We start from the raw sequence: 24701 nt of genomic DNA on the forward strand, positions 1-24701 counted from the left end.
GTGGTGGCGCGCCGGATCGCGGCGACCCAGTGGAGACCGGCATGACCCGGACAGGCGGTTGCCGATGTGGCGCGGTGCGCTACACCCTCGACGCGGCGCCGTTCGCCGTGCGGCTGTGCTGGTGCCGCGACTGCCAGTACTGGACCACGGGCAATGCGGCGGTGAACATCCTCGTGCCGCGCGACGCCGTGCGGGTGGACGGTGAACTGGCCGGCTGGGACAGCGTGGCGGACAGCGGTAACCACATGCGCCGCTCGTTCTGCCCGCGTTGCGGCACGCCGATCTTCAGCGAGGCGCGCGAGAACACCGAGCGCATGGTGATCCGGGTCGGCACGCTCGACGATGCCAGCGGCATCGTGCCGACCACTGTCATCTGGACCGATTCGGCGCCGGCATGGGCGGTGATCGATCCCGCGCTGCAGGCGTTCCCGCGGCAACCGTGAGTCAGTCGTCCTGCGGACGCGGGCGGCCGGGGATGCGTCGCCGCGGCGCCTGCGCTTCGCGCTCGTCCATCTCGCGCACGCGGCGCCCGGCTTCGCGCACGAGATCGGGCAGCAGGTGGGTTTCCGGCAGGTGCTTCCAGTATTTCTGCGGCATCTCCTGCCGCATCATCCGGGTGTTGAGCCGCGCCGGGTTGAAGATGTTGGCGTAGTACGTGCGCCACAACGCGTCTTCGGCATCGTCGGCCGGGGCATCCGAACGCTGGGCGCCCTCGCCCGCCCATAGCTGTTCGCCATCCCACTGCACGCTCCGATACGGCGTGAGGATGGCCCAGCGCATCCCAGCGAAGCGGCGCATGAAGAACGGCGCCACGCGATCGACGATGTACTGGTCCGGCTCGAACCAGGCGATGTAGGCGTTGTCTTCGCCCTCGACCTGGCGGAAGCGCACGAACGCCTTCATCTTGTGGCTGTCCCGGCGCACGGCCTGGGACCAGCGCGTCGCCCGGTGCACGTCGGCATCGGTGGCGCGATCCAACAGCGCGCGTTCGCCGTTGCCGATGCGCCACAGCAGGCGATACAACAGCGCATGCCGGCCAGGATCGCGATGGCAGAGCACCGATGCCGCGAACGCCATGAACTCCGCCGGTACCGACAAACCCTGGCGGCGCACCGGTTGTTCGGTAACCGCAGCGCTGGCGAGCAGTTCGCCTTGCGCATCCGCCTGCCATTCCACGACCTCCGGCGGAAGCTCGGCCTCCCAGGCGTGACGCGCCTGCGTCCGCCAGGCATCCAGGTCCCAGGCGGGCATGACGGTGGCGCGGAACATCGTGCGCGTCAGCCGAACAGATCGGCCTGGCGCGGCGCCGGGGCCAGCTCGCGGCGCAGGCGCGCCGGATCGTCCAGCCGCTGGCGCGGATGGTGATCCAGCAGCACGACGAAGGGCAGCAGCTTCTGCAGCGGCGCGCGCAGGCGTGCAAGGTCGGCCACGCGCAGCTTGCCCTGGCGACGCGAATCGACGATGCGCTGCACGTTGCGGGCACCCAGGCCCGGCACGCGCAACAGCATCTCGCGCGGCGCGGCGTTGAGGTCGACCGGGAATCGCTCGGGGTGGCGCAGCGCCCACGCGAGCTTGGGATCGATGTCCAGGTCGAGCATGCCGTCCTGCCCGGCCGTTTCGTCGACGATCTCCTTCACGTCGAACCCGTAGAACCGCAGCAGCCAGTCGGCCTGGTAGAGGCGGTGCTCGCGCAGCAACGGCGGCGCGCGCAGCGGCAGCTGGGTGGAGGCGTCCGGGATGGGACTGAACGCCGAGTAGTACACGCGACGCATGCGGAACTGGCGGTACAGCGCATCGCTGCTGACCAGGATGGCGCGGTCGTCCGCGGCATCCGCACCGACGATCATCTGCGTGCTCTGGCCGGCCGGGGCGAATTTCGGCGGCCGACGGCGCTTCGGTTGGGCCTCCTGCTTGCTGGGCTTCGCCGCCAGGATGCGCGTGTGCAGTTCGCCCATGGCGTCGCGGATGCCCTGCGCCTGCTTTTGCGGCGCGAGCTGCTTCAGGCCGGCTTCCGTCGGCAGCTCCACGTTGATGCTCAGGCGGTCGGCGTAGCGACCGGCCGCGGCCAGCAGTTCCGGGGATGCCTCAGGGATGGTCTTGAGGTGGATGTAGCCGGCGAAGCGATGGTCCTCGCGCAGGCTGCGGGCAACCTCCACCAGCTGCTCCATCGTGTAATCGCCGTTGCGGATGATGCCGCTGGAGAGGAACAGCCCCTCGATGTAATTGCGCTTGTAGAACTCCAGCGTCAGCCGAACGACCTCGGCCGTGGCGAAGCGCGCCCGGGGCACGTTGCTGGACACACGGTTGACGCAGTACGCGCAGTCGTAGATGCAGAAGTTGGTCAGCAGGATCTTCAGCAGCGAGACGCAGCGCCCGTCGGGCGTATACGAATGGCAGATCCCCATGCCCTCGGTGCTGCCGATGCCGCCCTTGCCCAGCGAGTGCCGCTGGCCGGCGCCGCTGGACGCGCAGGACGCGTCGTACTTGGCCGCATCGGCCAGGATCGCCAGCTTGTCTTTCAATTGCATGCGGACATTCTAGCCGCCGCCATCTCCGCGCATGAGACGGCGCGAGGCCGTCTACGCATTCATTTACGTGATGGAAATTCACGCTGGCGTGAAGACGGCAGCACTTCGCTGGACGCCTGCGACCTCACTCCGCGACGTCGCGGCCAGCCTCTCCGTTCGCACTCGGAAGGTTCGAGACGCGCGTGCGACGACGAAATTCGCACCACGCACGTGCGATGCGCGCGAAGCGTATGGAAGAACGCAAATTACCTTCGTGTCACCGCGTGTCGTCGTGTGACATGAGCCACACTTCGGCCGGTTTGCCCGCGCCTAAGGTTCAAGGCGGCATCGCGTGCACGCATCCGCATGCCGAACGAGGGCCACCTTTTCCACCACACTTTGTTAGGGGCGCTACACATGGGCAAGAGAGCGGAACCGTACGCACGAATTACCAGGGCGCCGCTGGCGTCCGCCGTGAAATGGGCCTTGGCTGCCGCGGCGTTGGTGGGCAGCAGTACCGCCGCCGCGCAGACCGCGGAGACACCGCCCGAACCGACGCCTGCGTCCGCCACCGCCGAAGCCACCACGCTGGACACCGTGTCCGTCCTCGGCAGTCGCGGCCAACCGCGCACCGTGTCCTCGTCCGCCGTGCCGATCGACATCATCAGCGCCGAGGAATTCCGCAACCAGGGCGCGACCGACGCGCTCGACCAGCTGCGCGTACTGGTCCCGTCGTTCAACGTCAGTACGATTCCGATCGATGACGCGGCCAGCCTGATCCGCCCGGCCAACCTGCGCGGCCTGCCGCCCGACAACACGCTGGTGCTGGTGAACGGCAAGCGCTTCCATCGCTCCGCTGTCATCACCTTCCTTGGCCACGGCCTGTCCGATGGCTCGCAAGGCCCCGATCTTTCCGTTTTCCCGTCGCTCGCGCTGGAACAGGTGGAAGTGCTGCGCGATGGCGCGGCCGCGCAGTACGGCTCCGACGCGATCGCCGGCGTCGTCAATTTCGGCTTGAAGAAGATCAGCGAGGGTGGCGCATTCGAAGCCTTCGCCGGCCAGTACTACGAAGGCGACGGCTTCACCACGCAGTACTCCGCACAGATCGGCCTGCCGCTCACCGCGCGCGGCTACGCGACGCTGACCGCCGAGTGGCGCCAGGCCGACGACACCTCGCGCAGCGTGCAGCGCAACGACGCCGCGGCCGCGATCGCCGCGGGTTATCCCGGCGTACCGGTGCCGGCGCAGATCTGGGGTTCGCCGAAGGTGGACGACGACCTGAAGTTCGTCGCCAACCTCGGCATCACCGGCGACAGCGTGGACGTGTATCTGTTCGGCAACTATGCGCAACGCGAAGTCGATGGCGGCTTCTACTTCCGCGACCCGACCGCGCGTTCCGGCGTGTACTCCAACGACGGCGGCGACACGCTGCTGATCGGCGACACCACCGGCGCCGGCGGCTGCCCGACCATCGCCCTGCGCGATGGCGCCGGCAACCTGATTCCGTACAGCACCGTCAGTGCCGCGGTCGCGGCGCTGCCGTCCAACTGCTTCACTTTCCTGTCGACACTGCCCGGTGGCTTCACGCCCCGCTTCGGCGGCAGCCTGGAAGACATGTCCGTGGTCGGCGGCGTCAAGGGCACCTGGGGCAATGCCTGGCACTGGGATGCCAGCGTGACCTACGGCCGCAACGACATCGACTTCGTCATCTACAACACGGTCAACGCTTCGCTCGGCGCCGCGCAGCCCGCGGGCCTGCGCTTCAGCCCCGGCGGCAACACCCAGACCGAGAAGGGCGTGAACTTCGATGTCGGTCGCGACATCGAGACCAGCTTCACCGCCGACCCGCTGCGCCTGTCGGCCGGTGCGGAGTGGCGCGAGGAAAGCTTCGAAGTGAAGGCCGGCGATGCGGCCTCGACCGGCATCGGCCCGTTGACCGAGCAGGGCTTCGCGCTCGGGTCCAACGGTTTCAACGGCTTCAATCCGCGTACCGCGGGCGAATGGGATCGCAAGAACTGGGCGGTCTATCTGGACCTGGAGGCCCAGTTCACCGAGCAACTGTTGCTGGCCGCCGCGATCCGCCACGAGGACTTCGACGATTTCGGCAGCACCACCAACGGCAAGCTGACGGCGCGCTTCGACGTGTCCGACACCTTCGCCCTGCGCGGCGCGTACAACACCGGCTTCCGCGCACCGACGCCCGGCCAGGCGAACATCAGCCAGATCAGCACCGCGTTCAACGGCAGCGTGCTGGAAGACATCGCCACGCTGCCGCCGACCAATCCCATCGCGATCCTGAAGGGCTCCCGCCCGCTGACCCCGGAAGAGTCGAAGAACCTCTCGCTCGGCATGGTGTGGAGCAGCGGCGACTGGCTGGTCACGCTCGACGGCTACCGCATCGAGGTGGAAGACCGCATCGCGCTCAGCACCAGCTTCGCGCTCACGCCCGAAGAGCGCGACGCGCTGGTCGACTCCGGCAATCCGGAAGCGGCATCGCTCAGTTCGGTCACCTACTTCGGCAATGCGTTCGATACCACCACCACGGGCGTGGACCTGGTGGCCAGCGTGGAGACGGACCACTTCGGCGGCACCACGACCTATTCGCTCGCCGCGAACTGGAACAAGACCGAAGTCGACCGCTACGACCCCAACTTCATCAACGAAGCCCGCGTCTACAAGATCGAGGAATCGCTGCCGAAGACCAAGGGCTACTTCAGCGTCAACCACAAGCGCGAGGTCTTCCACGCCAACCTCCGCGTGGGCTACTACGGCTCGTGGTACGAGGATCACCTGGACAGCGGCGCGATCCTCGCCGAGGACGGCGGCCTGCCGATCTACGAAGGCAGCAAGGTGATCGTGGACGCCGAGGTGGGCTGGACGTTCGCTTCCGGCCTGTACGTCAACGTCGGCGCGCAGAACCTGTTCGACGAAACCCCGGACGACAATCCGTGGGGTGCGGCGGTCGCCGGTGCGGCCTATCCCGTGCATTCGCCGTACGGCTTCAACGGCGGGTTCTACTACGCCCGCGTGGGCTGGAAGTTCTGATCGTCATCGCCGGTGCCCTTCGCGGGCACCGGCGCTACAGCTTGAACAACGGCTGCAAGCGGCGCGCCAGCCAACCGGGGAAGCGCAACGGCGCATCGAGGGCGGACACGCAGATGCACGCCGTGCCCGGCACGGTGACCGGCTGGTGTTCGACATCGCTGTCGAGGTCGGCCACGTCGCCGGGCGCGAAGTGGCCCAGCGCATCGTGGTAAGCCCCGCGCAGGATCTGGGTCAGCTCGGTGCCGCCGTGGCTGTGCACCGGCATGCTGCGGCCAGGGCCGATCTTCAGCATCAGCAGCGTACCGGTCTTCGTATCGGAAGCGCGAATGCAGTGCACGCCGGGCGCCATCCAGCGCCACTTCAGCGCGCGATACGACGTGCCGAAGTACGGCTGCAACGGCGCGGGCAGGCGATCGTCATCTTCGTACGGCGCCGCCTTCGGTGCGGGCGTGGCGGGCTCGGGCAACGGTGCATCGAGCTGTTCCAGCATGGCGGCGCGCAGGCCGGCCAGGCGCGACGTGGACGCCGCGACCGGCTGCTGGTGCTCGACCAGCTGGCCACCGATGCGTTCGGCCTCCTGCACGCGCGCGCGACAGTGCGCGCAGGTTTCCAGGTGGGTGGCGGCGACCACCGCCACTTCCACCGCCAGCGCGCCGGCGGCATAGCTGACCACGGTGGAGGGATCGAGATGGTGGTGCGGATTCACGGCTGCCCCCTTACCTGGCCCTGCAGGCGCAGGAACGCGCGCCGCAGGTGCGACTTCACCGTGCCCAACGGCATGTCGAGTTCATCGGAAATTTCCTGGTGGCTCTTGGCTTCGAAATACGACATGCGCATCAGGCGCGCCTGGATGGCCGGCAGTTCGTCGATGCGACGCCGCAGGTCCACGTGCTCGGCATAGTCCTCGGCGGTGGAGAACGGCCGCGCGAGGTCCTCGTCGCTCACCGCGTCCCCTTCTTCCAGCACCTGCACCCAGCCGGGCTCGCGCCGCACGCGGTCGATGTGCAGGTTGCGGCCGATGCGGAACAGCCACGTAGACACCGCGCCCTGGTGCGGGTCGTACATCGCGGCGCGCTGCCACAACCGGAGCAGGGCTTCCTGCGCGAGGTCCTCGGCGACCGTCTCCGCGTTGCCCAGGCCGCGCAGGTACAGGCACAGCCGCGGCATGAAGTGGTCGTACAGCCGCAGGAAGCTCGCCCGGTCGCGCAGCCGCGCGACGGCGACCATGTCGCCGGCCCAGTCGTGGGCATCCCGCGATGAAGGCGTGGGCGTGGACACCGGCCGGGTCGTCCCGGGGGACGACGGTCTCCTTGTGAAGTCGGACGGCATGGTAAGCCAGGGGTCCCGTTGTGGCATGTGATGGCGGCGTCTACGCGGGATGGGGCGACTTGGATGCACCCCGCCATGCATCCGTCCCGACGCCCCGCACGTATAGCCCGCCGTGCCCCTGGAAGGACGACCGATGCCTGCATGCCGCACCCTGCTGGGCCTTACCCTCGCCTGCCTGGCGATCCCAGCCGGCGCGAACGCGGACATCCTGCGCCAGGAGGCCCGGGCCTACGCACGCAAGGGCGACACCCTGCTGTACCGCGAGTCGCACTGGCGCTACCGGCAGGACGGGCTCGCCCACCGGCTGGTGCTCTATCGCTGCCCCGACGGCCGCGCCTTCGCGCGCAAGACCGTCGTGGAACGCACCTCGGCACAGGCCCCGGACTTCGATTTCGAAGATGCCCGCGATGGCTACCGCGAAGGCGTGCGCACCGGCCCGCGGGGTCGCACGGTCTATGTGCGCCCCTCGGCCGACGCGACCGCGCGCGAACGCGCGATCACGCTGCCGGCCGGCGGCGTGATCGACGCCGGCTTCGACGCGAGCGTCCGCCTCCACTGGGACGCGCTGCGCGCCGGCCGTGACGTGGACCAACCCTTCCTGCTGCCCAGCCGCATGGCCTTCGTCCCGATCAGCCTGCGTCCGGGCACGGCGCTGCGCTGGCAGGGCATTCCTGCGCAACGCCTGACGATGCGGCTGGACCGCTGGTACGGCTTCATCGCACCAACGATGCAACTGACCTATGCCGATGCGGACCAGCGCCTGCTCGAATTCGCCGGCATCGCGACCATCCGCGACGCCGCGGGCAACCACCAGGACGTGCGCATCGTCTTTCCCGACCCGGCCGCACCCGCCGACGCCGATGCGCTCCGCCGCGCACGCGCGACACCGCTGGTGCGCACCTGCGGTCAATGAACGAAGTATCTGCATCCGATCGTCGCCGTCCTGCGTAAGCCCCATCAACGCAGCGGAGAACGTCATGCCGGCCAGTGCTTCCCCCACCCGCACGACGGCAACGCGCCTGTCCACGCTGTCGCGCTGGTTCGACACCGAGGCGCGCGCGGACGATGACGCCGCGCAGGCGGGGCGCATCGACTGGCTGCGCGCTATCCCCTTCCTCGGCATGCACCTGGCCTGCGTGGCGGTGGTGTGGGTCGGTGTGTCGCCCATCGCCGTGATCGTGGCCGTGGCGCTGTACGCCGTGCGCATGTTCGCGATCACCGGGTTCTATCACCGCTACTTCTCGCACCGCACCTTCCGCACCTCGCGCGTGCTGCAGTTCGTGTTCGCGCTGATCGGCGCGTCCAGCGTGCAGCGTGGGCCGCTCTGGTGGGCGGCGCACCATCGCAATCACCACCGGCACGCCGATACCGCGGCCGATCCGCATTCGCCGAACCAGCACGGCTTCTGGTGGAGCCATGCGGGCTGGTTCCTGACCCGTGGCGGCTTCCGCACCGACTGGTCGCGCATCCCCGACCTGGCCGGCTATCCGGAACTGCGCTGGCTGGACCGCTACGACACCGTCGTGCCCGTGCTGCTGGCGGCCGCGCTGTTCGGCATCGGCATGTTGCTGGAGCGCCTGGCGCCGGGCCTCGGCACGAATGGCCCGCAGCTGCTGGTGTGGGGGTTCTTCCTCTCCACGGTGGCGCTCTTCCACGCCACCGTCACCATCAACTCGCTGGCGCACCGCTTCGGCCGTCGCCGCTTCGACACGCGCGACGACAGCCGCAACAATCTCTGGCTGGCGCTGCTGACCTTCGGCGAAGGCTGGCACAACAACCACCACTTCTTCCCCGGCACCGCGCGCCAGGGCTTCCGCTGGTGGGAAATCGACCTGACCTGGTACGGCCTGCGCACGCTCGCGCTGCTGGGGCTGGTGCGCGACCTGAAGCCCGTGCCCGCGTGGGTGCTGGCCAAGGCGAGGCGCTGAGCATGCGCATCGCCGTCATCGGCTCCGGCATCGCCGGCCTGGCCTCGGCCTGGTGGCTGTCGCAGCAGCGGCACGAGGTCGTGCTGTTCGAAGCCAACGACTACCTGGGCGGCCACACCCACACGCACACCGTCGAACAGGCAGGGCGCGAGTACCGCATCGACAGCGGCTTCATCGTGTTCAACCCCGAGCACTATCCGTTGCTGTGCGGCCTGTTCGACGAACTCGGCGTGGCCTCGCAACCGACCACGATGAGCTTCTCGGTGCACAGCGAACGCAGTGGCGTGGAGTACAACGCCACCTCGCTGGCCACGCTGTTCTGCCAGCGCCGCAACCTGGTGTCGCCGCGCTTCTGGGGCATGCTGCGCGACCTCGCGCGCTTCTATCGCGAAGCGCCTGCCTTGCTGGAAGGCGACGACGCGGGGCCGACCCTGGGCGAGTACCTGCAGCACGGCGGCTACGGTGCCGCGTTCCGCGACGAGCACCTGGTGCCGATGGCATCCGCGCTGTGGTCGTCGCCGCCGCAGGGCATCCTCGCGTTCCCGGCGCGCTACCTGGTCCAGTTCATGGCCAACCACCACATGCTGACGCTGGGCGAGCGTTCGCCCTGGCGCGTGGTGACCGGCGGATCGGCCACGTATGTGGACGCGCTGCGAGCCCGCTGGCGCGTGCAGGAGCGCGTGTCCTGCCCCGTGCTCGCGGTCCGGCGCGATGCGGAGGGCGTGGATGTCGATACGCGTCAGGGCCGCGAACGTTTCGACCATGTCGTGATGGCCGGCCACAGCGACGACATGCTCGCGCTGCTGCACGATGCCGATGCGCGCGAACGCGACGTGCTGGGCGCCATCCGCTACCAGTCCAACGACACGGTGCTGCACACGGACGCGCGCCTGCTGCCGCGCAACCGCAAGGCGTGGGCCGCCTGGAACGCGCATGTGCCGCGCGACCCGTCGGCGCCCTGCACCGTCAGCTACTGCATGAACCTGCTGCAGGACGTGCCCTCGCCCGCACCGTTCGTGGTCACGCTCAACCGCAGCGAGGCCATCGATCCGGCCCACATCCTGCGCCGCATGCACTACCGTCACCCGGTCTACGACCAGGCGATGGTCGCGGCGCAGGCCCGCAAGGCGGAGATCCAGGGGCATCGCCGCACCTGGTTCGCGGGCGCGTACTGGGGATGGGGCTTCCACGAAGACGGCATCCGCAGCGCGCGCGCGTTAGTGGATGCGTTCGAGGCGCAGCCGCCGACGACAACGGCGCTGCGGCACGCCGAGGCCGTGCCGGCATGAACGCGCCGCTCGCCAGTGCCGTCTACGAAGGCTGGGTGCGGCATCGCCGGCATGCGCCGCGGCCGCACGCCTTTCGCTATCGGATGGCGCAGCTCTACCTGGACCTGGACGAACTCGATCGCGTGTTCGACGGGCGCTGGCTGTGGTCGGTGGAACGCCGCAACCTGGCCGCGTTCCATCGCAGCGACTACCTGGCGCCGCACGACCAGCCACTCGCCGAGGCCGTGCGCGATCGCGTGGCACGGCAGCTCGGATACCGTCCGACGGGTCCGGTGCGGTTGCTCACCCACCTGCGCTATGCGGGCTACGTCTTCAACCCGGTGAGCTTCTACTACTGCTTCCAGCCCGATGGCACCACGCTGGATGCCGTGCTCGCGGAAATCACCAACACGCCCTGGCGCGAGCGGCACAGCTACGTCTTGCCGGTGCGCGACGGCGCGCCTTATGGCGATGGCTGGGAATGGGGGTTCGACAAGGCCTTCCATGTCTCGCCGTTCCTGCCGATGGAGTGCGACTACCGCTGGCGCTTCACCCTGCCGGACGACGCCTTGCGCGTGCACATGCAGGTGGACCGCGAGGGTCAGCGCGCTTTCGACGCCACCCTCACCCTGCTGCGCCGACCCTTGAACGGTGCCTCGCTGGCGCGCGTGCTTTGGCGCTACCCGCTGATGACCACCCAGGTGATGACCGGCATCCACTGGCAGGCCCTGCGCCTGTGGCTCAAGCGCACGCCGGTGCACGACCACCCTTCCCTCGCCCGCGAGACCCCATGAACGAGATCGCCGCTTCCTCCGCCACGCCGACCTACGGCGCACTCGACCGCCTGCTGCGTTCGCAGCTGCTGGCCCGCCTCGATGCGCTGGACCATGGCGTGCTGGTCGTGCGCGACGCGCTGGGCGAGCATCGCTTCGGCAACGCCGGGCCCGGTGCGCTGTCCACCGTGCACCTGTGGATCGATGATCCGGCGTTCTACCGCGCCGTCGCCGCACAGGGCAGCGTGGGCGCTGGCGAGGCCTACATCGCCGGCCAATGGCGCTGCGACGATCTCGTCGGCCTGGTGCGGCTGCTGGTGCGCAACCGCGCCCTGCTCGACGGCATGGAAACGGGCATGGCGCGGCTGGGCGGCTGGGCGTTGCGCAGCTGGCATGCGCTCCGGCGCAACACGCGCGAAGGCAGCCGCCGCAACATCGCGGCGCATTACGACCTGGGCAACGATTTCTTCGCCCTGTTCCTGTCGCCGGACCTGATGTACTCGTCGGCGATGTTCGCCTCGCCCGACGATGATCTGGACACCGCGTCGTACCGCAAGCTCGACGCCGTGTGCCGCAAGCTGGCGCTGACGCCGCAGGACCGGGTGATCGAGATCGGCACCGGCTGGGGCGGCTTCGCCCTGCATGCGGCCCGCCACTATGGCGCCCACGTCACCACCACCACGATCTCGCGCGAGCAGCACGCGCTCGCCAGCCAACGCGTGGCCGACGCCGGCCTGCAGGACCGGGTGACGCTGCTGCTGCAGGACTACCGCGACCTGCAGGGCGAATACGACAAGCTGGTCTCCATCGAAATGATCGAAGCGATCGGTGCGCCGTACCTGGAGACGTTCTTCGGCAAGCTGGGCGCGCTGCTGCGGCCGGGCGGCCAGGCGCTGTTGCAGGCCATCACCATCGAGGACCATCGTTACGTGCAGGCGCGCGATTCGGTGGATTACATCAAGCGCTTCGTCTTCCCCGGCAGCTTCATCCCGTCGCTCAGCGCGATGTATGCCGCGAAGACGCGCGCCAGCGACCTGCAGGTGGTGCACCAGGAAGACTTTGGCCTGTCGTACGCCTACACGCTGCGCGCGTGGCGGCGCCGCTTCATGACGCGGCTGCACGAGGTGCGCGCGCAGGGCTTCGACGAGCGCTTCATCCGCTTGTGGGAGTTCTACCTGGCCTACTGCGAAGGCGGCTTCCTGGAACGCTCCATCGGCGTGTCGCACCTGCTGATGGCGCGCCCCGGCCACGGGTCGGGGGCCGCATGAACCCGCTGTACGCCCTCGCGCTGGTCGCGCTGCTCGCCGCCGTCGTCATGACGCTGGGCTGGGGCTGGCAGCGGCGCCGCGAGAATGCCGGCATCGTCGACGTGCTGTGGTCGGCCTGCGTCGGTGGCAGTGCCGTCGTGCTCGCGGCCATCGGTGATGGCGCCTGGCAGGCCCGCGTCACCCTGGCCGTGCTGGGTGGGCTGTGGGGCGCGCGGCTAGCGCTGCACCTGTGGCATCGCGTGCGCCACGAACCCGAAGACGGGCGGTACCGCCACCTGCGCGCGCACTGGCAGGGGCACCAGGGCAAGTTCTTCCTGTTCTTCATGGCGCAGGCCCTGCTGGTGGTGCTGTTCGCCCTGCCCTTCGCCGCGGCCGCGCGCAGCCCGCAGCACACCGCATGGCCGTGGATCGCGCTGGCGGTGGCGATCTGGATCGCCAGCGTCGCCGGCGAGGCCATTGCCGATCGCCAACTCGCCCGCTTCCGTGCCGATCCCGCGAACCGTGGCCGCACCTGCCGCGACGGCCTGTGGCGGTATTCGCGCCATCCCAACTATTTCTTCGAATGGCTGCACTGGTTCGCCTACATCGCACTGGCCGTCGGCTCGCCGTGGGCGTGGCTGTCGTGGTGCGGACCGGTGGTGATGTACGTGTTCCTGCGCTTCATCAGCGGCATTCCCTACACCGAGGCGCAGGCCTTGCGCACGCGCGGCGAGGACTACCGCGACTACCAGCGCACCACGCCGATGCTGTTTCCGTGGTTCCCCAAACCCGCCGCCAAGGAGGCGACACGATGAATGCAATGGTGGACGAACTTGCCGCCGACCGCGCCGCCCCCGGCCTGTTGGGCCTGGCCGAACGTGGCCTGTTGCCGGATGCGCTGGTCCGCGCCGGCATCCGTCAGTTGTGCGCGCAACGGCTGCGCGATGAAGCCGGCGGCGGGCAGGAAGCGCAGTCGGCGTTGCTCGCGCATCGGCTGCGCGCGTTGCGCCAGGGCGCGCTGGCGGTGCACACCGATGCCGCCAATCGCCAGCATTACGAACTGCCGGCGGACTTCTTCCGCCATTGCCTGGGCGATCGGCTGAAGTACAGCAGCTGCTACTACCCCACCGGTACCGAAACCCTGGAGCAGGCCGAGGACGCGATGCTCGCGCTGTACGGCGAACGCGCGGCGCTGGCCGACGGCCAGGACATCCTGGAACTCGGCTGCGGCTGGGGTTCGCTGACCCTGTGGATGGCGGCGCGCTATCCGAACGCGCGCATCACCGCCGTGTCCAATTCGCACTCGCAGCGCCGTTTCATCGAAGCGCGCTGCGTGGAGCGCGGGCTGGACAACGTGCGCGTCATCACCTGCGACGTGAACCAGCTGCAGCTCGACGCGAGGACCTTCGACCGCTGCGTCTCGGTGGAGATGTTCGAACACGTCAGCAACCATGCCGCGCTGATGCAGCGCATCCACGACGCCTTGCGACCCGGCGGGCTGCTGTTCGTGCACATCTTCGTGCACCGCCACCTGATGTATCCGTTCGAGACGCAGGGCGAGGACAACTGGATGGGCCGGCACTTCTTCACCGGCGGCATGATGCCGTCGGCGGACCTGCTGCTGTTCTTCCAGCAGCATCTGAAGCTGCAGGAACGCTGGCTGCTGGACGGTACCCACTACCAGCGCACCGCCAACCACTGGCTGGCCCGGCACGACGCGCACCGCGACGAGGTGATGGCGGTGCTGCGCGAGGCCTATGGCGATGCCGCCGCGCTCTGGAACCAGCGCTGGCGCATGTTCTGGATGGCGTGCGCCGAACTGTTCGGCTATCGCGACGGCCAGGAATGGCTGGTCGCGCATTACCGCTTCCAACGGCCCTCGACGGAGCGCTGACATGCGCACCCTGCCCTTCGCCCTGCTCGCCCTGATGATCGCGACCTCGACCACCGCCTGCCGGTCCGGCACCGTCAAACCCACGATCAGCACCGCCGCGCCGGTCGATGTCGACCGCTTCATGGGCGACTGGTACGTGATCGCGCACATCCCTTCGTTTACGGAGCGCGACGCCTACGCCGCGGTGGAGTCGTATGCGCGCCTGCCGGATGGCCGCATCCAGACCACCTTCCGCTTCCGCAAGGGCGCGCTCAACGGTCCCGAGAAGACGATGCACCCCATCGGCAAGGTCGAGCCGGACAGCGGCGGCGCGGTGTGGGGCATGCAGTTCGTCTGGCCGATCCAGGCCGAGTACGTGATCTCGTTCGTCGATGCCGACTACCAGCAGACGATCGTCGCGCGCAGCAAGCGCGACTACGTCTGGCTGATGGCGCGCACGCCCACGATCTCCGACGCCGATTACCAGACCCGCCTGCGCCAGATCGAGGCGCTGGGCTACGACATGTCGAAGATCCGGCGCGTGCCGCAGCAGATGTCAGCCTCTGAAACGCCCAACGGCGGACCTAAGTGAGAGAAGAGACACCCGAGAAGGTCGAACGTTGGACCTTAGTGAGAGAAGAAACACCCAAATACATCCAACGCTGGGCGCTAGTGAGAGAAGAAACACCGGAGAACATCCAACGTTCGACCTTGGTGTGAGAAGAAACACCGAAATACACCCAACGCTGGACCTTGGTGTGAGAAGAAACACCGAAATACATCCAATGCTGGACCTTGGTGTGAGAAGAAACACCGGAAAACATCCGACGATGGACCTTGGTGTGAGAAGAGGTGGCCACACCGCCAGGGTTGGCGCCCATCGCGCCGGCACCCATTGCCCCCTGTCACGAGGATCCCATGTCATGTCACTCTAATGACAGGGACGGCGCCACCACGGCGACCGAGGAACAGGCCTCCATGCATCTCCTATCGCGGGGCGCCCGTGTCGGGCGCGTACTGGGCGTACTTCTGTGTGTTGCGTGCCTTGCCGGCTGTGGCGGCGGTGGCCCGGACGGCAATGCGTACGTGGAGTACGACGGGACGACGCTGATCGTCGAAGGCACGCCCTACCCGCGGGAGGCGACGATGGATCCGCCGGGTACGTTCCTCGCCGGCCGCATCGTGGTACAGCCGGAGCAGGGCAAGCACGATGCCGCTGCCGCGCTCATCGAACGCTACGGGCTGACCCTGGAGGGTCGCAGCGCCGAAGGCTGGTTGCTGGTGACGGGGCCCGACGGTTTCGAGATGCAATGGGCGTCGGCGATCCAGCGGCAACTGGGGGGACGGAGCTTCGCGACCCTGGATGCCGCCGGCGCGCCCACCGCGATCGCCGCGGCGGCGGCGCAGGCTGCATCGCCGGGCTCGCCGGTGCCCGATCGCGAGCCCTCCGCCGAGGAGGTGCGTCGCGCGTTCTTCGACCTGTACGAAAAGCTCGACGTCGCCGGCGGCCTGCCCGTCACCCTGACCGCCTCGGGCCAATCGACGGTGCTTCGCGCCAAGCTGTTCGACGCACGCAAGCAATCCTGCCGCACGTTGCCCCATGCCAAGCCGGGCGAATGGGAGTGCGAAGCCGAGCTGATGATGAGCCTGTGCTCCGGCGACTGCGATCCGGCCGACGAAGAGCCTTCATCGAAGGGCGAGCGTATCCACCTGCGGTGGGATGCCGAATCGGAGCGCTACACGCACGACGGTTGATGCGCGAACCCCTCGTAGCCCGGGTAATGCCAAAGGCGAAACCCGGGAATCGCGGTCTCGAATCCACCGACGCACCAGGCATCGTCGAGTTCCCGGGTTTCGCTTCGCTGTCCGCGGGCTACGGGCCTTACCGTAATGAAGATGCTACAACTAGGTTTCTCAATGAGGACCAAGTTGGGCCGAATCCATCGAAAGACATGCCATCGAATGGAGCTACAGCCGCGTGGACATTACTAGCAAATGCCATCTTTGAGAGCAGTACAGATGCGTTATCAGACACCCTTTCAACCTTTCCAGAAACCACCACGGACGTATTCTTCGGATAGTCCCGCTTGAACAAACCATCCAGTGATACGCCAGTCGTTTCGTCAAACTCATCTCTAAAGAACAATCTCCTAGACGATGAATCGCACCGAGTCGCATCGGCTCGCGAGTACAGTGATTCAATACAAAACGGCTCAGCAGTCGCTGCGCCGGGCGGAGCCAAGCAGAACGCATAGACCATGCGGCCGAGTTGGACACGACCACCCGGAACCAGACCACTCTTCTTCATGAAAGCGGGCGTATCGCAATCAAAGACGCCTATAGTCAGCTCGTGAACGTCGACTTTCGCGATTCTTAGAAGAGTCTCCCACAGCTCGGCGTCACCCTTATCTCCAGAAAAATTCTGATACCTCGGCTCAAGATCAATAAACCTTCCGGAACTCTGAAAGCTATTCAGAGCCGCTTCCAAATGAAGGAGGTCCGTATCTCCTTCAGCGAGAATTCGGAACTTGTAGGTCGCGCTCAATCTTGGAAAATAAGAAGATATCTGGGGGAAGTTGCGGTGCAACGCCTCAACCGAACCCCTTCCAGCCAACCGATCGATCCAATGAGCGTATCGAACTTTCCCTCTTATGATTTGACCAATGTTGAAAGCCGAACTTCGCTGAAAAGCAGGCTTCCAAGAGAGGACTATTGCGTCACCAGGAGCTTCCCCATACTTCCTTATAACGTGAAGAGCCGATCTAAGCTGACGACGCCACGATCGCGGGATAGATACGCCTGAGTTGACAGAAAGCCCTGTAACAAGCTTTTTCTCTCGACCGCTTCTAACCAGAAATTTGTCGGAGTTGACTGAGAATCCGTTTCGCTCGAAGACGCTCTTCAACTCCAAGCCCGGCACCCAGCCAGCCTCTCCAACAAAGTCTGCGACTCGCGCCGAGATTTCTCGAGTGTTGGTAGAGAAACAGACATCGTCCGCGTATCTACTGACAGAACACCGACTCCTCTTGGAGAGCTCCAACAGCTCTCTATCGAAGCGCCGACAGACAATGTTTGAAATTACTGGCGAAGTCGGAGCTCCTTGCGGAAGCCGGCCGTCTTTTGTGCACAACTGAGCCAAACAAACCGCCACCTCATGTTCGAAAGAGAAAGGGGCCGCACGGAAGACTCCGAGAACTCTGCCAAAGTTGATGGAAGGAAAAAAATCTTTTATGTCTGCGAGCACAATCCATCGCTTAGTTCGATGAACTTTCGCATGATCGAAGATTGATCTTTCCTTTACATAACCCTTCGCCAGCCACCTTGGCGGGGCAATCTCGGAAAGGGTTCCCGCGAGCTTGGATTGGAGAAACTTTAGCGCAGGGCTCGGAGCATCAATTACACGAGCATTTCCGTTGCGCTTCTTTATCTCGAAAGTTGAGTACTTTCTGTCATCTGGAAGCTTGTAAAGAATGTAACGGAGAGCCTTTTCAGAAAGGCCAAGCCAGCCGGCCAGATCAGACCGACTCTTAACGCTCAAAAAGTCGGAGCTATTCTGACTGAAAGTCGGGGGCATAGATCATCAACTTATCGCATTACCGTATGTAACATACTGCGCGCATAGTGACACTTAGCAACGTTATGCGGCGATCAGAAGCGATGCTTTTGACCCCACAGGTCCGATGATGGTCGACGAATACGTCGACGAACGACATGACCTATGCCCCCTCGCATTATTTACCACATGCGGCGGCTCCGTTCCAACTACGCCATCGGCAATTTCAGGCCTTGTTCCTTCGCGCACTGCCGGGCGATCTCGTAGCCCGCATCCGCATGCCGCATCACGCCGGTGCCGGGATCGTTCCACAGCACGCGCGCGATGCGCTTGTCGGCCTCTTCCGTGCCGTCACAGACGATGACCACGCCCGAGTGCTGCGAGTAGCCCATGCCCACGCCGCCACCATGGTGCAGCGACACCCAGGTGGCGCCACCGGCGACGTTGAGCATCGCGTTGAGCAGCGGCCAGTCGCTGACGGCATCGGAGCCGTCCTTCATCGCTTCGGTCTCGCGGTTGGGCGAGGCCACGCTGCCGGAGTCGAGGTGGTCGCGACCGATCACGACCGGTGCTTTCAGTTCGCCGTTGCGCACCATCTCGTTGAACGCCAGGCCCAGCGTGTGGCGCAGGCCCAGGCCGACCCAGCAGATGCGCGCCGGCAAGCCCTGGAAGCTGATCCGCTCGCGCGCCATGTCCAGCCAGCGATGCAGGTGCGCATCGTCGGGGATCAGCTCCTTCACCTTGGCGTCGGTCTTGTAGATGTCTTCGGGATCGCCGCTGAGCGCGACCCAGCGGAACGGGCCCACGCCGCGGCAGAACAGCGGACGCACATAGGCCGGCACGAAGCCCGGGAAGTCGAACGCGTTCTTCAACCCCTGGTCGAACGCCATCTGCCGAATGTTGTTGCCGTAGTCGAACGTGGGCACGCCCATCTGCTGGAACGCGAGCATCGCCTCGACGTGCACGCGCATGGCCTGCTTGGCGGCATCGCGCACGCGTTCGGGTTCGGCCTTCTGTTCGGCCAGCCACTGCTCCACGGTCCAGCCGATCGGCAGGTAGCCGTGCACGGGGTCGTGCGCACTGGTCTGGTCGGTGACGGCATCCGGACGCACGCCACGCTTCACCAGCTCCGGCAGGATCTCCGCCGCATTGCCGAGCAGCGCGATGGACTTCGCCACACCAGCCGCCGTGTATTTCGCGATGCGCGCGAGCGCGTCATCGAGGTCGGTGGCCTGTTCGTCCACGTAGCGCGTGCGCAGGCGCATGTCGATGCTGGACTGGCGGCATTCGATGTTGAGCGAGCTCGCGCCCGCCAGCGCCGCGGCCAGCGGCTGCGCGCCACCCATGCCGCCGAGGCCCGCGGTGAGGATCCACTTGCCGGTCAGGTCGCCACCGTAGTGCTGGCGACCCATCTCGACGAAGGTTTCGTACGTGCCCTGCACGATGCCCTGGCTGCCGATGTAGATCCACGAGCCGGCCGTCATCTGGCCGTACATCGCCAGGCCCTTGCGGTCGAGTTCGTTGAAGTGTTCCCACGTGGCCCAGTGCGGCACCAGGTTGGAGTTGGCGATCAGCACGCGCGGCGCATCGGGATGCGTGGGGAAGATCCCGACCGGCTTGCCCGACTGCACCAGCAGCGTCTCGTTGTCGTCGAGTTCGCGCAGCGACTTCAGGATGGCGTCGTAGCAGGCCCAGTCGCGCGCGGCGCGGCCGATGCCGCCGTAGACGACCAGCGAGGTGGGATCTTCCGCGACGTCCGCGTCCAGGTTGTTCTGCAGCATCCGGTACGGCGCTTCGCTGAGCCAGGACTTGCAGGTGAGCGTGGCACCGCGCGGCGCGCGGATGACGCGGGACGGGTCGTGGCGGGGATCGGACATGGCAGGTTCCAGATGCAGGTATGCGCCCATTATCGGCGGGACGCCCCATCCTGCGCGAGCCATGCAGATGCTGCAGTGCGCGATGGCGTGCGTGGCAGAATCGGGCCATGAACGCCTTCCGTGCTGCGCTATCCGCCTTCCTGCTGGCCGGCCTGCTGGCTGCCGCGCCCTTGGCCGCTACGCCGCCCGAGCGCGTGCTGGTCTTCACGAAGACCGCGAAATTCCGTCACGAGGCGATTCCGGTGGCGGCCACCACGCTGCAGCGCCTCGTGATGGAGGAAGGCATGGCGGCGGACCACACCGAGGATGCCGGCGCCTTCACGCCGGAGAACCTGGCGCGGTATCGCGTGGTGGTGTTCGCCAGCACGACCGGCGATGTACTGGATGACGCGCAACAAGCGGCGCTCGAAGCGTTCGTGCGGAAGGGCGGCGGTTTCATTGGCGTGCACGCGGCGGCGGACACGGAATACGACTGGCCCTGGTACGGGCAACTGGTGGGCGCGTACTTCCAGAACCACCCGCCGGGCCTGCAATCCACGCAGGTGCAACCGGAGCAGGATGGCAAGCCACGCGGACCGCGCTGGCCGATCACCGACGAGTTGTACAACTACCGCGCCAATCCGCGCGGGCAGGTGCAGGTCATCGCCACCGTGGACGAGCGGGTGTACGACGGCGGCACGATGGGCGCGGACCATCCCATTGCCTGGTGCCACGCCTTCGACGGTGGCCGCAGCTGGTATACCGGCCTTGGCCACGAGGCGGCGGTCTACGCCGATGCGAATTTCATCGCCCAGCTCAAGCGCGGACTGCGCTACGCGTCACGCCACACCGACGACTGCTGACCCTTCCGCTTCGCGCACAGCACGAAAGGAAGGGTCCTGCACGCGTCAGTTCACCGCCGGATCGAGGGTCCGCAGCGCGTCGCGCAGATTGCCGTGGCCCGTGCGGTCCAGTTCGTCCTTCGAGTAGGAGCGTCCGGGTTGCCCGTTGCACGGGGTCTTGGCATCGCGCTGGCGGATGCGGCTGCCGGTCTGGCGGATGCAGTTGGCATCGGACAGGCGGGGCGCGTCTTCGGTCTTGGCGGGCGCGGTGGCGGGCGTAGCCGTTTCGGCAGGACGTTCGCCGGTCGGCGCGGACGCCGGTTCCGCTGGCGTTGCCGGGGACTGGGCGTGGGCGGTGACCGCCATCAGGCAGGCGGCCAGGGCCAGGAGGGGGAGGTGCTTCATGTAGGGGCTCCGCAGGGGCTTGGTCTACACGGTACGTTCCAGCGCGCCAGCGCGTCGCACCCTCAGCCGGTCGGGTTCAGCCGCACCTCAGGCGGCCGGGCACTGCGCCTTGCGGCCGTCGTGGAAGCGCTGGACCGCCGCTGCATCGGCCTTCTGCGGCGCCACGCCATCGTCGAACAGTACATGCCATGCACCATCGTCGCCGCGGTACCAGACCGAGCCGAAGCGGCCGAGCCGGGTGTCGCCGGTCTTCGGATCTTCATACAGCGCAGGACCGCTGGAGTACGCCGTGCGGCCGTCGCCGCCCAGGGTCACCACCGACGGATACCAGCTCAGCTTCAGCGCCGTGCCCTCGATCAACGGCATCCATTCACGGGTGATGGCGTCGCGCCCGCGGGTAGGCTTCTGGCTCACGCCGAAGGCCGCCTCGGGGTGCAGGTGTTCGGCGAAGGCCGCCGCGTCATGGTCGGCGACGGATTTCGCGAAGCTCAGTTCGCGCTGCCAGACCGCGCACTCGGCCTGGCGGGCGGCCTCCGGTGTCGAGGCCAGGACGCCGCCGCTGGCGGCGGCCAACAACGCGATGGACGAAAGTCGGAAGAGCGCTGTCATGCGGAATGTCCCGGAGTCTGCCAAGCTGTGGCCGATTCCAGCCTGTTCCCGTACCGCATGCGCCTGCCATTGGTCAGGGTGACGATGCTGGCCGCCCTGCTCTGGACGGCCGGCTGCGCCACCACCTCCACCGCCCCGCCTCCGTCCGAGCCGCACAGCGTCGTGCTCATCTCCATCGACGGCCTGCCCGCCAGCGCGCTGGGACAGGGCAACACGCCCCATCTGGATGCCCTCGCCGCCGCTGGCACGCACGCGGCATGGATGAACCCGTCCTACCCCGTGCTGACGTTCCCCAACCATTTCACCCTGGTCACCGGACTGCGGCCGGACCGGCACGGCATCATCCACAACAGCATGCGCGACGACGCCGTCGGCGGCTTCAAGGTGGCGGACAAGGCCGCGGGCGCCGATGCGCGCTGGTGGCAGGGCGAGCCGATCTGGAATACCGCCGAGAAGGCCGGCCTGCGCACCGCGATCTGGGCCTGGCCCGGCAGTGCCGCACCCATCGACGGTCGCCGGCCCACCCGCTGGGTACCCTACTCGCCCGAGATCAGTGCGGCCGATCGCGCCGACCAGGTCGCGGGCTGGATGACCGAACCGGTGGCCACGCGCCCGCGCCTGGCTGCGTTGTATTTCGAACGCGTCGACAACGTGGGGCACGAGAAAGGGCCGGGTGCGCCCGAAACGCTGGCGGCGATCCGCGAAGTCGACGCCGCGGTGGGCCGCGTCGTGCAGGCGCTGGACGCCCACGGCCTGCGCGCAACGACCGACGTGGTAGTGGTGTCCGACCACGGCATGGCACCGGTACGGCCGGACCAGTACATCGCGCTGGAGGACATGGCGACGATCGAGCAAGCCGAAGCGGTCAGCACAGGCCAGGTGATCGGCTTCAACCCGCGCGCCGGCCACAAGGCCGATGCGGAGCAACGGCTGCTCGGACGCCACGACCACTACGAATGCTGGCGCAAGCAGGACCTGCCGGCGCGCTGGCACTACGGTACGCATCCGCGCGTGCCGGCGATCGTCTGCCAGTTCGACGAGGGTTGGAACGGATTGCCGGCGGCGCAGCTGCGTCGCGCACCGGAGGAGAAGTTGAACCGCGGTTCGCACGGCTACGACAACGCACTGCCGTCGATGCGTGCGGTGTTCATCGCCGCCGGTCCCAGCTTCCGCCGCGGCACGACGCTGCCGGCTTTCGACAACGTCGATGTGTATCCGCTGCTGGCGGAATTGCTGGGTCTCGCACCCGCGCGGAACGATGGACACGCCGCCACCTTCACGCCGGTGCTGACGCCGCGGACAGCGCCTGCGCATTGATGTCCGGAAACGGTGAGTCGGTGCCGGGATGCGGTGCTAGCCTGCGTCCATGGTCCCGCCCATTGCCACCGCCCTGCCCGACCGCCACGTCTGCGAACAGGCGCGACTGAGCCGCGACGCGCGCTTCGACGGCCTGTTCTTCACGGCCGTCACCAGCACGCGGATCTACTGCCGGCCGGTGTGCCCGGCGCCGGCACCGAAACCGCAGAACATCGTCTACTACCGGAACGCGGCCGCCGCCGAAGCCGCGGGCTTCCGCCCCTGCCTGCGCTGCCGGCCGGAACTGGCGCCCGGCGATGGCACGTGGCGGCGTGGCGATGAAGTGGTGGCGCGCGCGTTGAAGCTGATCGACCAGGGCGCCCTGGTCGACGCGCCCGTGGCCGACCTCGCCGAACGCGTGGGCCTGGGCGAACGGCAACTGCGGCGGCTATTCACCGATCGCCTCGGCGCCACGCCGGTGGATGTGCACGGCACGCGCCGCCTGTTGTTCGCCAAACAGCTGCTGACCGAAACCACGCTGCCGATCACGCAGGTGGCGCTGGCCGCCGGCTTCGGCAGCCTGACCCGGTTCAACACGGCGTTCCGCGAGGAATACCGGATGGCGCCGCGCGACCTGCGCAAGCGCGAGCTGCCGCCGACGCACGAGGTGATGACGTTGCGGCTCGGTTACCGCCCGCCGTACGACTTCACCGCGATGCTCGATTTCCTGCGCGGCCGTGCGTTGCCCGGCGTGGAAGTCGTCGATGAGCGCAGCTACCTGCGCGTGATCGGTACGCCGGACGCGCCGGGCTGGCTCCGCGTCAGCGCATGGGACGCCAACTCGCACGCACTGAGGTTGGAACTGCACGGCAGCGCGCCGAGCGACCTGTTGCAGATCGTCAGCCGCCTTCGCCGCATGTTCGACCTGGATGCGGACCCCGCCGCGATCGCCGACGCACTCGGCGACGATCCGCGATTGCGGCCGCTGCTCGCCGCGCGTCCCGGCCTGCGCCTGCCCAGCGGATGGGATGGCTTCGAGATCGCGGTGCGCGCGGTGATCGGCCAGCAGGTGAGCGTGGCCGCCGCACGCACGTTGACCGCACGCCTCGCACAGCGGCACGGCACGCCGCTGGCGATCCCGTTCGACGGACTGACGCATCTGTTCCCCACCCCCGACCTGCTGGCCGATGTCGATCTGACGGAGATCGGCCTGACCCGCGCACGCGCCGACACGATCCGCGGGTTGTCGCGTGCGTTGCTGGACGGGCGGGTGGATTTCCGGCCCGAGCGCACGCTGGAGGATTTCACGTCGCGCTGGGTCGCCCTGCCCGGCATCGGTCCGTGGACGGCGCATTACATGGCGCTGCGCGCGCTCGGCCACCCGGATGCGTTTCCCGCCGACGACCTGGTACTGCAGAAGGCCGTACCGACGGACGGCACGCGGATGACCGCCAAAGCGCTGACGGCACGCGCCGATGCGTGGCGGCCTTGGCGCGGCTATGCGGTGATCCATGTGTGGAAGGGCAGCATGCCGGCGCCCAAAGCGTCTGCTGTTGTAGGAGCGACGTAAGTCGCGATGAGGCTTCACCGGCGATCCTTCGCGACTTACGTCGCTCCCACAGGAAACACCTCGCGCGTCTTCACCATCAGTTCCCCTATCCTGCCCACGCCATGATCCTCTTCCGCCATCTCGATAGCCCCGTGGGCACGCTCACCCTCGCCGCGAACGAGGACGGGCTGCATGCGATCGAATTTCCACGCAACCGGCATCCGGCAGACCGCGAGGGTTGGACACCGGGCGATCATCGCGTGCTCGATCTGGCGGCACGCCAGTTGGATGCCTATTTCGCGGCGAAGCGACGCGATTTCGATCTTCCGCTGGCGCCGCGCGGCACCGACTTCCAGCGCACCGTGTGGATGACGCTTGCGGGGATCGGCTATGGCGAGACGATCAGCTACGCGCAATTGGCGCAGCGAGTGGGAAAGCCCACCGCGATGCGCGCGGTGGGCGCGGCGAACGGACGCAATCCACTGCCCATCGTGTTGCCCTGCCACCGTGTGATCGGTGCGGACGGTGCGCTCACCGGTTTCGGCGGCGGCCTACCGACCAAGCAATTCCTGCTGGAACTGGAAGGCGCGCTTCCCAGGTCGCGCGACCTGTTCGGCTGAG

The 24701-nt window shown here is 67.3% G+C and carries 22 protein-coding genes and 1 pseudogene; 15 read left to right on the top strand and 8 right to left on the bottom strand.

Features of this window, described 5'->3' with window-relative positions:
* The first annotated feature begins 41 nt into the window (after positions 1 to 41).
* Positions 42 to 443 (top strand): GFA family protein, encoded by a 402-nt coding sequence (locus ACSION_RS14950; RefSeq protein ID WP_435306547.1) that lies wholly within the window; start codon positions 42 to 44, stop codon positions 441 to 443.
* A 13-nt stretch (positions 444 to 456) separates the two neighbouring features.
* On the opposite strand, the pseudogene ACSION_RS14955 reads toward ACSION_RS14950, so the two are convergent.
* Positions 457 to 1269 (bottom strand): annotated as a pseudogene (locus ACSION_RS14955) (TIGR03915 family putative DNA repair protein); the annotation flags it as partial.
* 8 nt (positions 1270 to 1277) lie between these two features.
* The gene (locus ACSION_RS14960; RefSeq protein ID WP_435306548.1) at positions 1278 to 2528 is read right to left on the bottom strand and encodes a putative DNA modification/repair radical SAM protein; all 1251 of its coding nucleotides are present in this window, start codon (positions 2526 to 2528) and stop codon (positions 1278 to 1280) included.
* A 453-nt stretch (positions 2529 to 2981) separates the two neighbouring features.
* Here ACSION_RS14960 and ACSION_RS14965 point away from each other — a divergent pair, with 453 nt between their 5' ends.
* Positions 2982 to 5552, top strand: a complete 2571-nt coding sequence (locus ACSION_RS14965) for a TonB-dependent receptor plug domain-containing protein (RefSeq protein WP_435306549.1) — start codon at positions 2982 to 2984, stop codon at positions 5550 to 5552.
* Between the two features lie 34 nt (positions 5553 to 5586).
* Here ACSION_RS14965 and ACSION_RS14970 read toward each other — a convergent pair whose 3' ends face one another.
* Both ACSION_RS14970 and ACSION_RS14975 read right to left on the bottom strand, forming a co-directional pair.
* On the bottom strand, positions 5587 to 6258 hold the full coding sequence (locus ACSION_RS14970; protein ID WP_435306550.1) for a ChrR family anti-sigma-E factor: 672 nt from the start codon (positions 6256 to 6258) through the stop codon (positions 5587 to 5589).
* The gene (locus tag ACSION_RS14975) at positions 6255 to 6881 is read right to left on the bottom strand and encodes a sigma-70 family RNA polymerase sigma factor (RefSeq protein ID WP_093487211.1); all 627 of its coding nucleotides are present in this window, start codon (positions 6879 to 6881) and stop codon (positions 6255 to 6257) included. The genes ACSION_RS14970 and ACSION_RS14975 overlap by 4 nt, the downstream gene beginning before the upstream one ends.
* A 133-nt stretch (positions 6882 to 7014) precedes the next feature.
* On the opposite strand from ACSION_RS14975, the gene ACSION_RS14980 reads away from it, so the two are divergent.
* The 9 genes from ACSION_RS14980 to ACSION_RS15020 all read left to right on the top strand — a co-directional run bounded on the left by ACSION_RS14980 (position 7015) and on the right by ACSION_RS15020 (position 15725).
* Positions 7015 to 7794: a hypothetical protein gene (locus ACSION_RS14980; RefSeq protein WP_435306551.1), complete on the top strand. Its 780-nt coding sequence runs from the start codon at positions 7015 to 7017 to the stop codon at positions 7792 to 7794.
* Between the two features lie 64 nt (positions 7795 to 7858).
* Positions 7859 to 8809, top strand: a complete 951-nt coding sequence (locus tag ACSION_RS14985; RefSeq protein ID WP_435306552.1) for an acyl-CoA desaturase — start codon at positions 7859 to 7861, stop codon at positions 8807 to 8809.
* A gap of 2 nt (positions 8810 to 8811) precedes the next feature.
* Positions 8812 to 10098 (top strand): NAD(P)/FAD-dependent oxidoreductase, encoded by a 1287-nt coding sequence (locus ACSION_RS14990; RefSeq protein ID WP_435306553.1) that lies wholly within the window; start codon positions 8812 to 8814, stop codon positions 10096 to 10098.
* Entirely contained in the window at positions 10095 to 10871 is a 777-nt protein-coding gene (locus ACSION_RS14995) for a DUF1365 domain-containing protein (RefSeq protein WP_435306554.1), read from the top strand. The genes ACSION_RS14990 and ACSION_RS14995 overlap by 4 nt, the downstream gene beginning before the upstream one ends.
* A complete protein-coding gene (locus tag ACSION_RS15000) occupies positions 10868 to 12118 on the top strand; it encodes a class I SAM-dependent methyltransferase (RefSeq protein ID WP_435306555.1) in 1251 nt (416 codons plus the stop codon). Before ACSION_RS14995 ends, ACSION_RS15000 begins: the two co-directional genes overlap by 4 nt.
* A gap of 5 nt (positions 12119 to 12123) precedes the next feature.
* Entirely contained in the window at positions 12124 to 12912 is a 789-nt protein-coding gene (locus ACSION_RS15005) for a DUF1295 domain-containing protein (RefSeq protein WP_435306726.1), read from the top strand.
* Positions 12909 to 13991: a class I SAM-dependent methyltransferase gene (locus ACSION_RS15010; RefSeq protein WP_435306556.1), complete on the top strand. Its 1083-nt coding sequence runs from the start codon at positions 12909 to 12911 to the stop codon at positions 13989 to 13991. Before ACSION_RS15005 ends, ACSION_RS15010 begins: the two co-directional genes overlap by 4 nt.
* Before the next feature lies 1 nt (position 13992).
* Positions 13993 to 14562, top strand: a complete 570-nt coding sequence (locus ACSION_RS15015) for a lipocalin family protein (protein WP_435306557.1) — start codon at positions 13993 to 13995, stop codon at positions 14560 to 14562.
* Between the two features lie 494 nt (positions 14563 to 15056).
* On the top strand, positions 15057 to 15725 hold the full coding sequence (locus tag ACSION_RS15020) for a hypothetical protein (RefSeq protein ID WP_435306558.1): 669 nt from the start codon (positions 15057 to 15059) through the stop codon (positions 15723 to 15725).
* 127 nt (positions 15726 to 15852) lie between these two features.
* Here ACSION_RS15020 and ACSION_RS15025 read toward each other — a convergent pair whose 3' ends face one another.
* On the bottom strand, positions 15853 to 17544 hold the full coding sequence (locus ACSION_RS15025) for a reverse transcriptase domain-containing protein (RefSeq protein WP_435306559.1): 1692 nt from the start codon (positions 17542 to 17544) through the stop codon (positions 15853 to 15855).
* Between the two features lie 188 nt (positions 17545 to 17732).
* Positions 17733 to 19400 (bottom strand): urocanate hydratase, encoded by a 1668-nt coding sequence (gene hutU, locus ACSION_RS15030; RefSeq protein WP_435306560.1) that lies wholly within the window; start codon positions 19398 to 19400, stop codon positions 17733 to 17735.
* Positions 19401 to 19507: 107 nt separating this feature from the next.
* On the opposite strand from hutU, the gene ACSION_RS15035 reads away from it, so the two are divergent.
* A complete protein-coding gene (locus tag ACSION_RS15035; protein ID WP_435306561.1) occupies positions 19508 to 20242 on the top strand; it encodes a ThuA domain-containing protein in 735 nt (244 codons plus the stop codon).
* Between the two features lie 45 nt (positions 20243 to 20287).
* Here the strand turns inward: ACSION_RS15035 and ACSION_RS15040 are convergent, their stop codons facing one another.
* A complete protein-coding gene (locus tag ACSION_RS15040) occupies positions 20288 to 20626 on the bottom strand; it encodes a hypothetical protein (protein WP_435306562.1) in 339 nt (112 codons plus the stop codon).
* Between the two features lie 87 nt (positions 20627 to 20713).
* Positions 20714 to 21235 (bottom strand): DUF4440 domain-containing protein, encoded by a 522-nt coding sequence (locus ACSION_RS15045; RefSeq protein ID WP_435306563.1) that lies wholly within the window; start codon positions 21233 to 21235, stop codon positions 20714 to 20716.
* Positions 21236 to 21277: 42 nt separating this feature from the next.
* On the opposite strand from ACSION_RS15045, the gene ACSION_RS15050 reads away from it, so the two are divergent.
* From ACSION_RS15050 to ACSION_RS15060, 3 genes are all read left to right on the top strand, one after another.
* The gene (locus ACSION_RS15050) at positions 21278 to 22552 is read left to right on the top strand and encodes an alkaline phosphatase family protein (RefSeq protein ID WP_435306727.1); all 1275 of its coding nucleotides are present in this window, start codon (positions 21278 to 21280) and stop codon (positions 22550 to 22552) included.
* Between the two features lie 49 nt (positions 22553 to 22601).
* The gene (locus ACSION_RS15055) at positions 22602 to 24101 is read left to right on the top strand and encodes an AlkA N-terminal domain-containing protein (RefSeq protein WP_435306564.1); all 1500 of its coding nucleotides are present in this window, start codon (positions 22602 to 22604) and stop codon (positions 24099 to 24101) included.
* A 101-nt stretch (positions 24102 to 24202) separates the two neighbouring features.
* The gene (locus ACSION_RS15060) at positions 24203 to 24700 is read left to right on the top strand and encodes a methylated-DNA--[protein]-cysteine S-methyltransferase (protein WP_435306565.1); all 498 of its coding nucleotides are present in this window, start codon (positions 24203 to 24205) and stop codon (positions 24698 to 24700) included.
* The last annotated feature ends 1 nt before the right edge of the window (position 24701 follow it).

It is taken from the genome of Pseudoxanthomonas sp. LjRoot125 (assembly GCF_964252705.1).
GTDB lineage: Bacteria > Pseudomonadota > Gammaproteobacteria > Xanthomonadales > Xanthomonadaceae > Pseudoxanthomonas_A.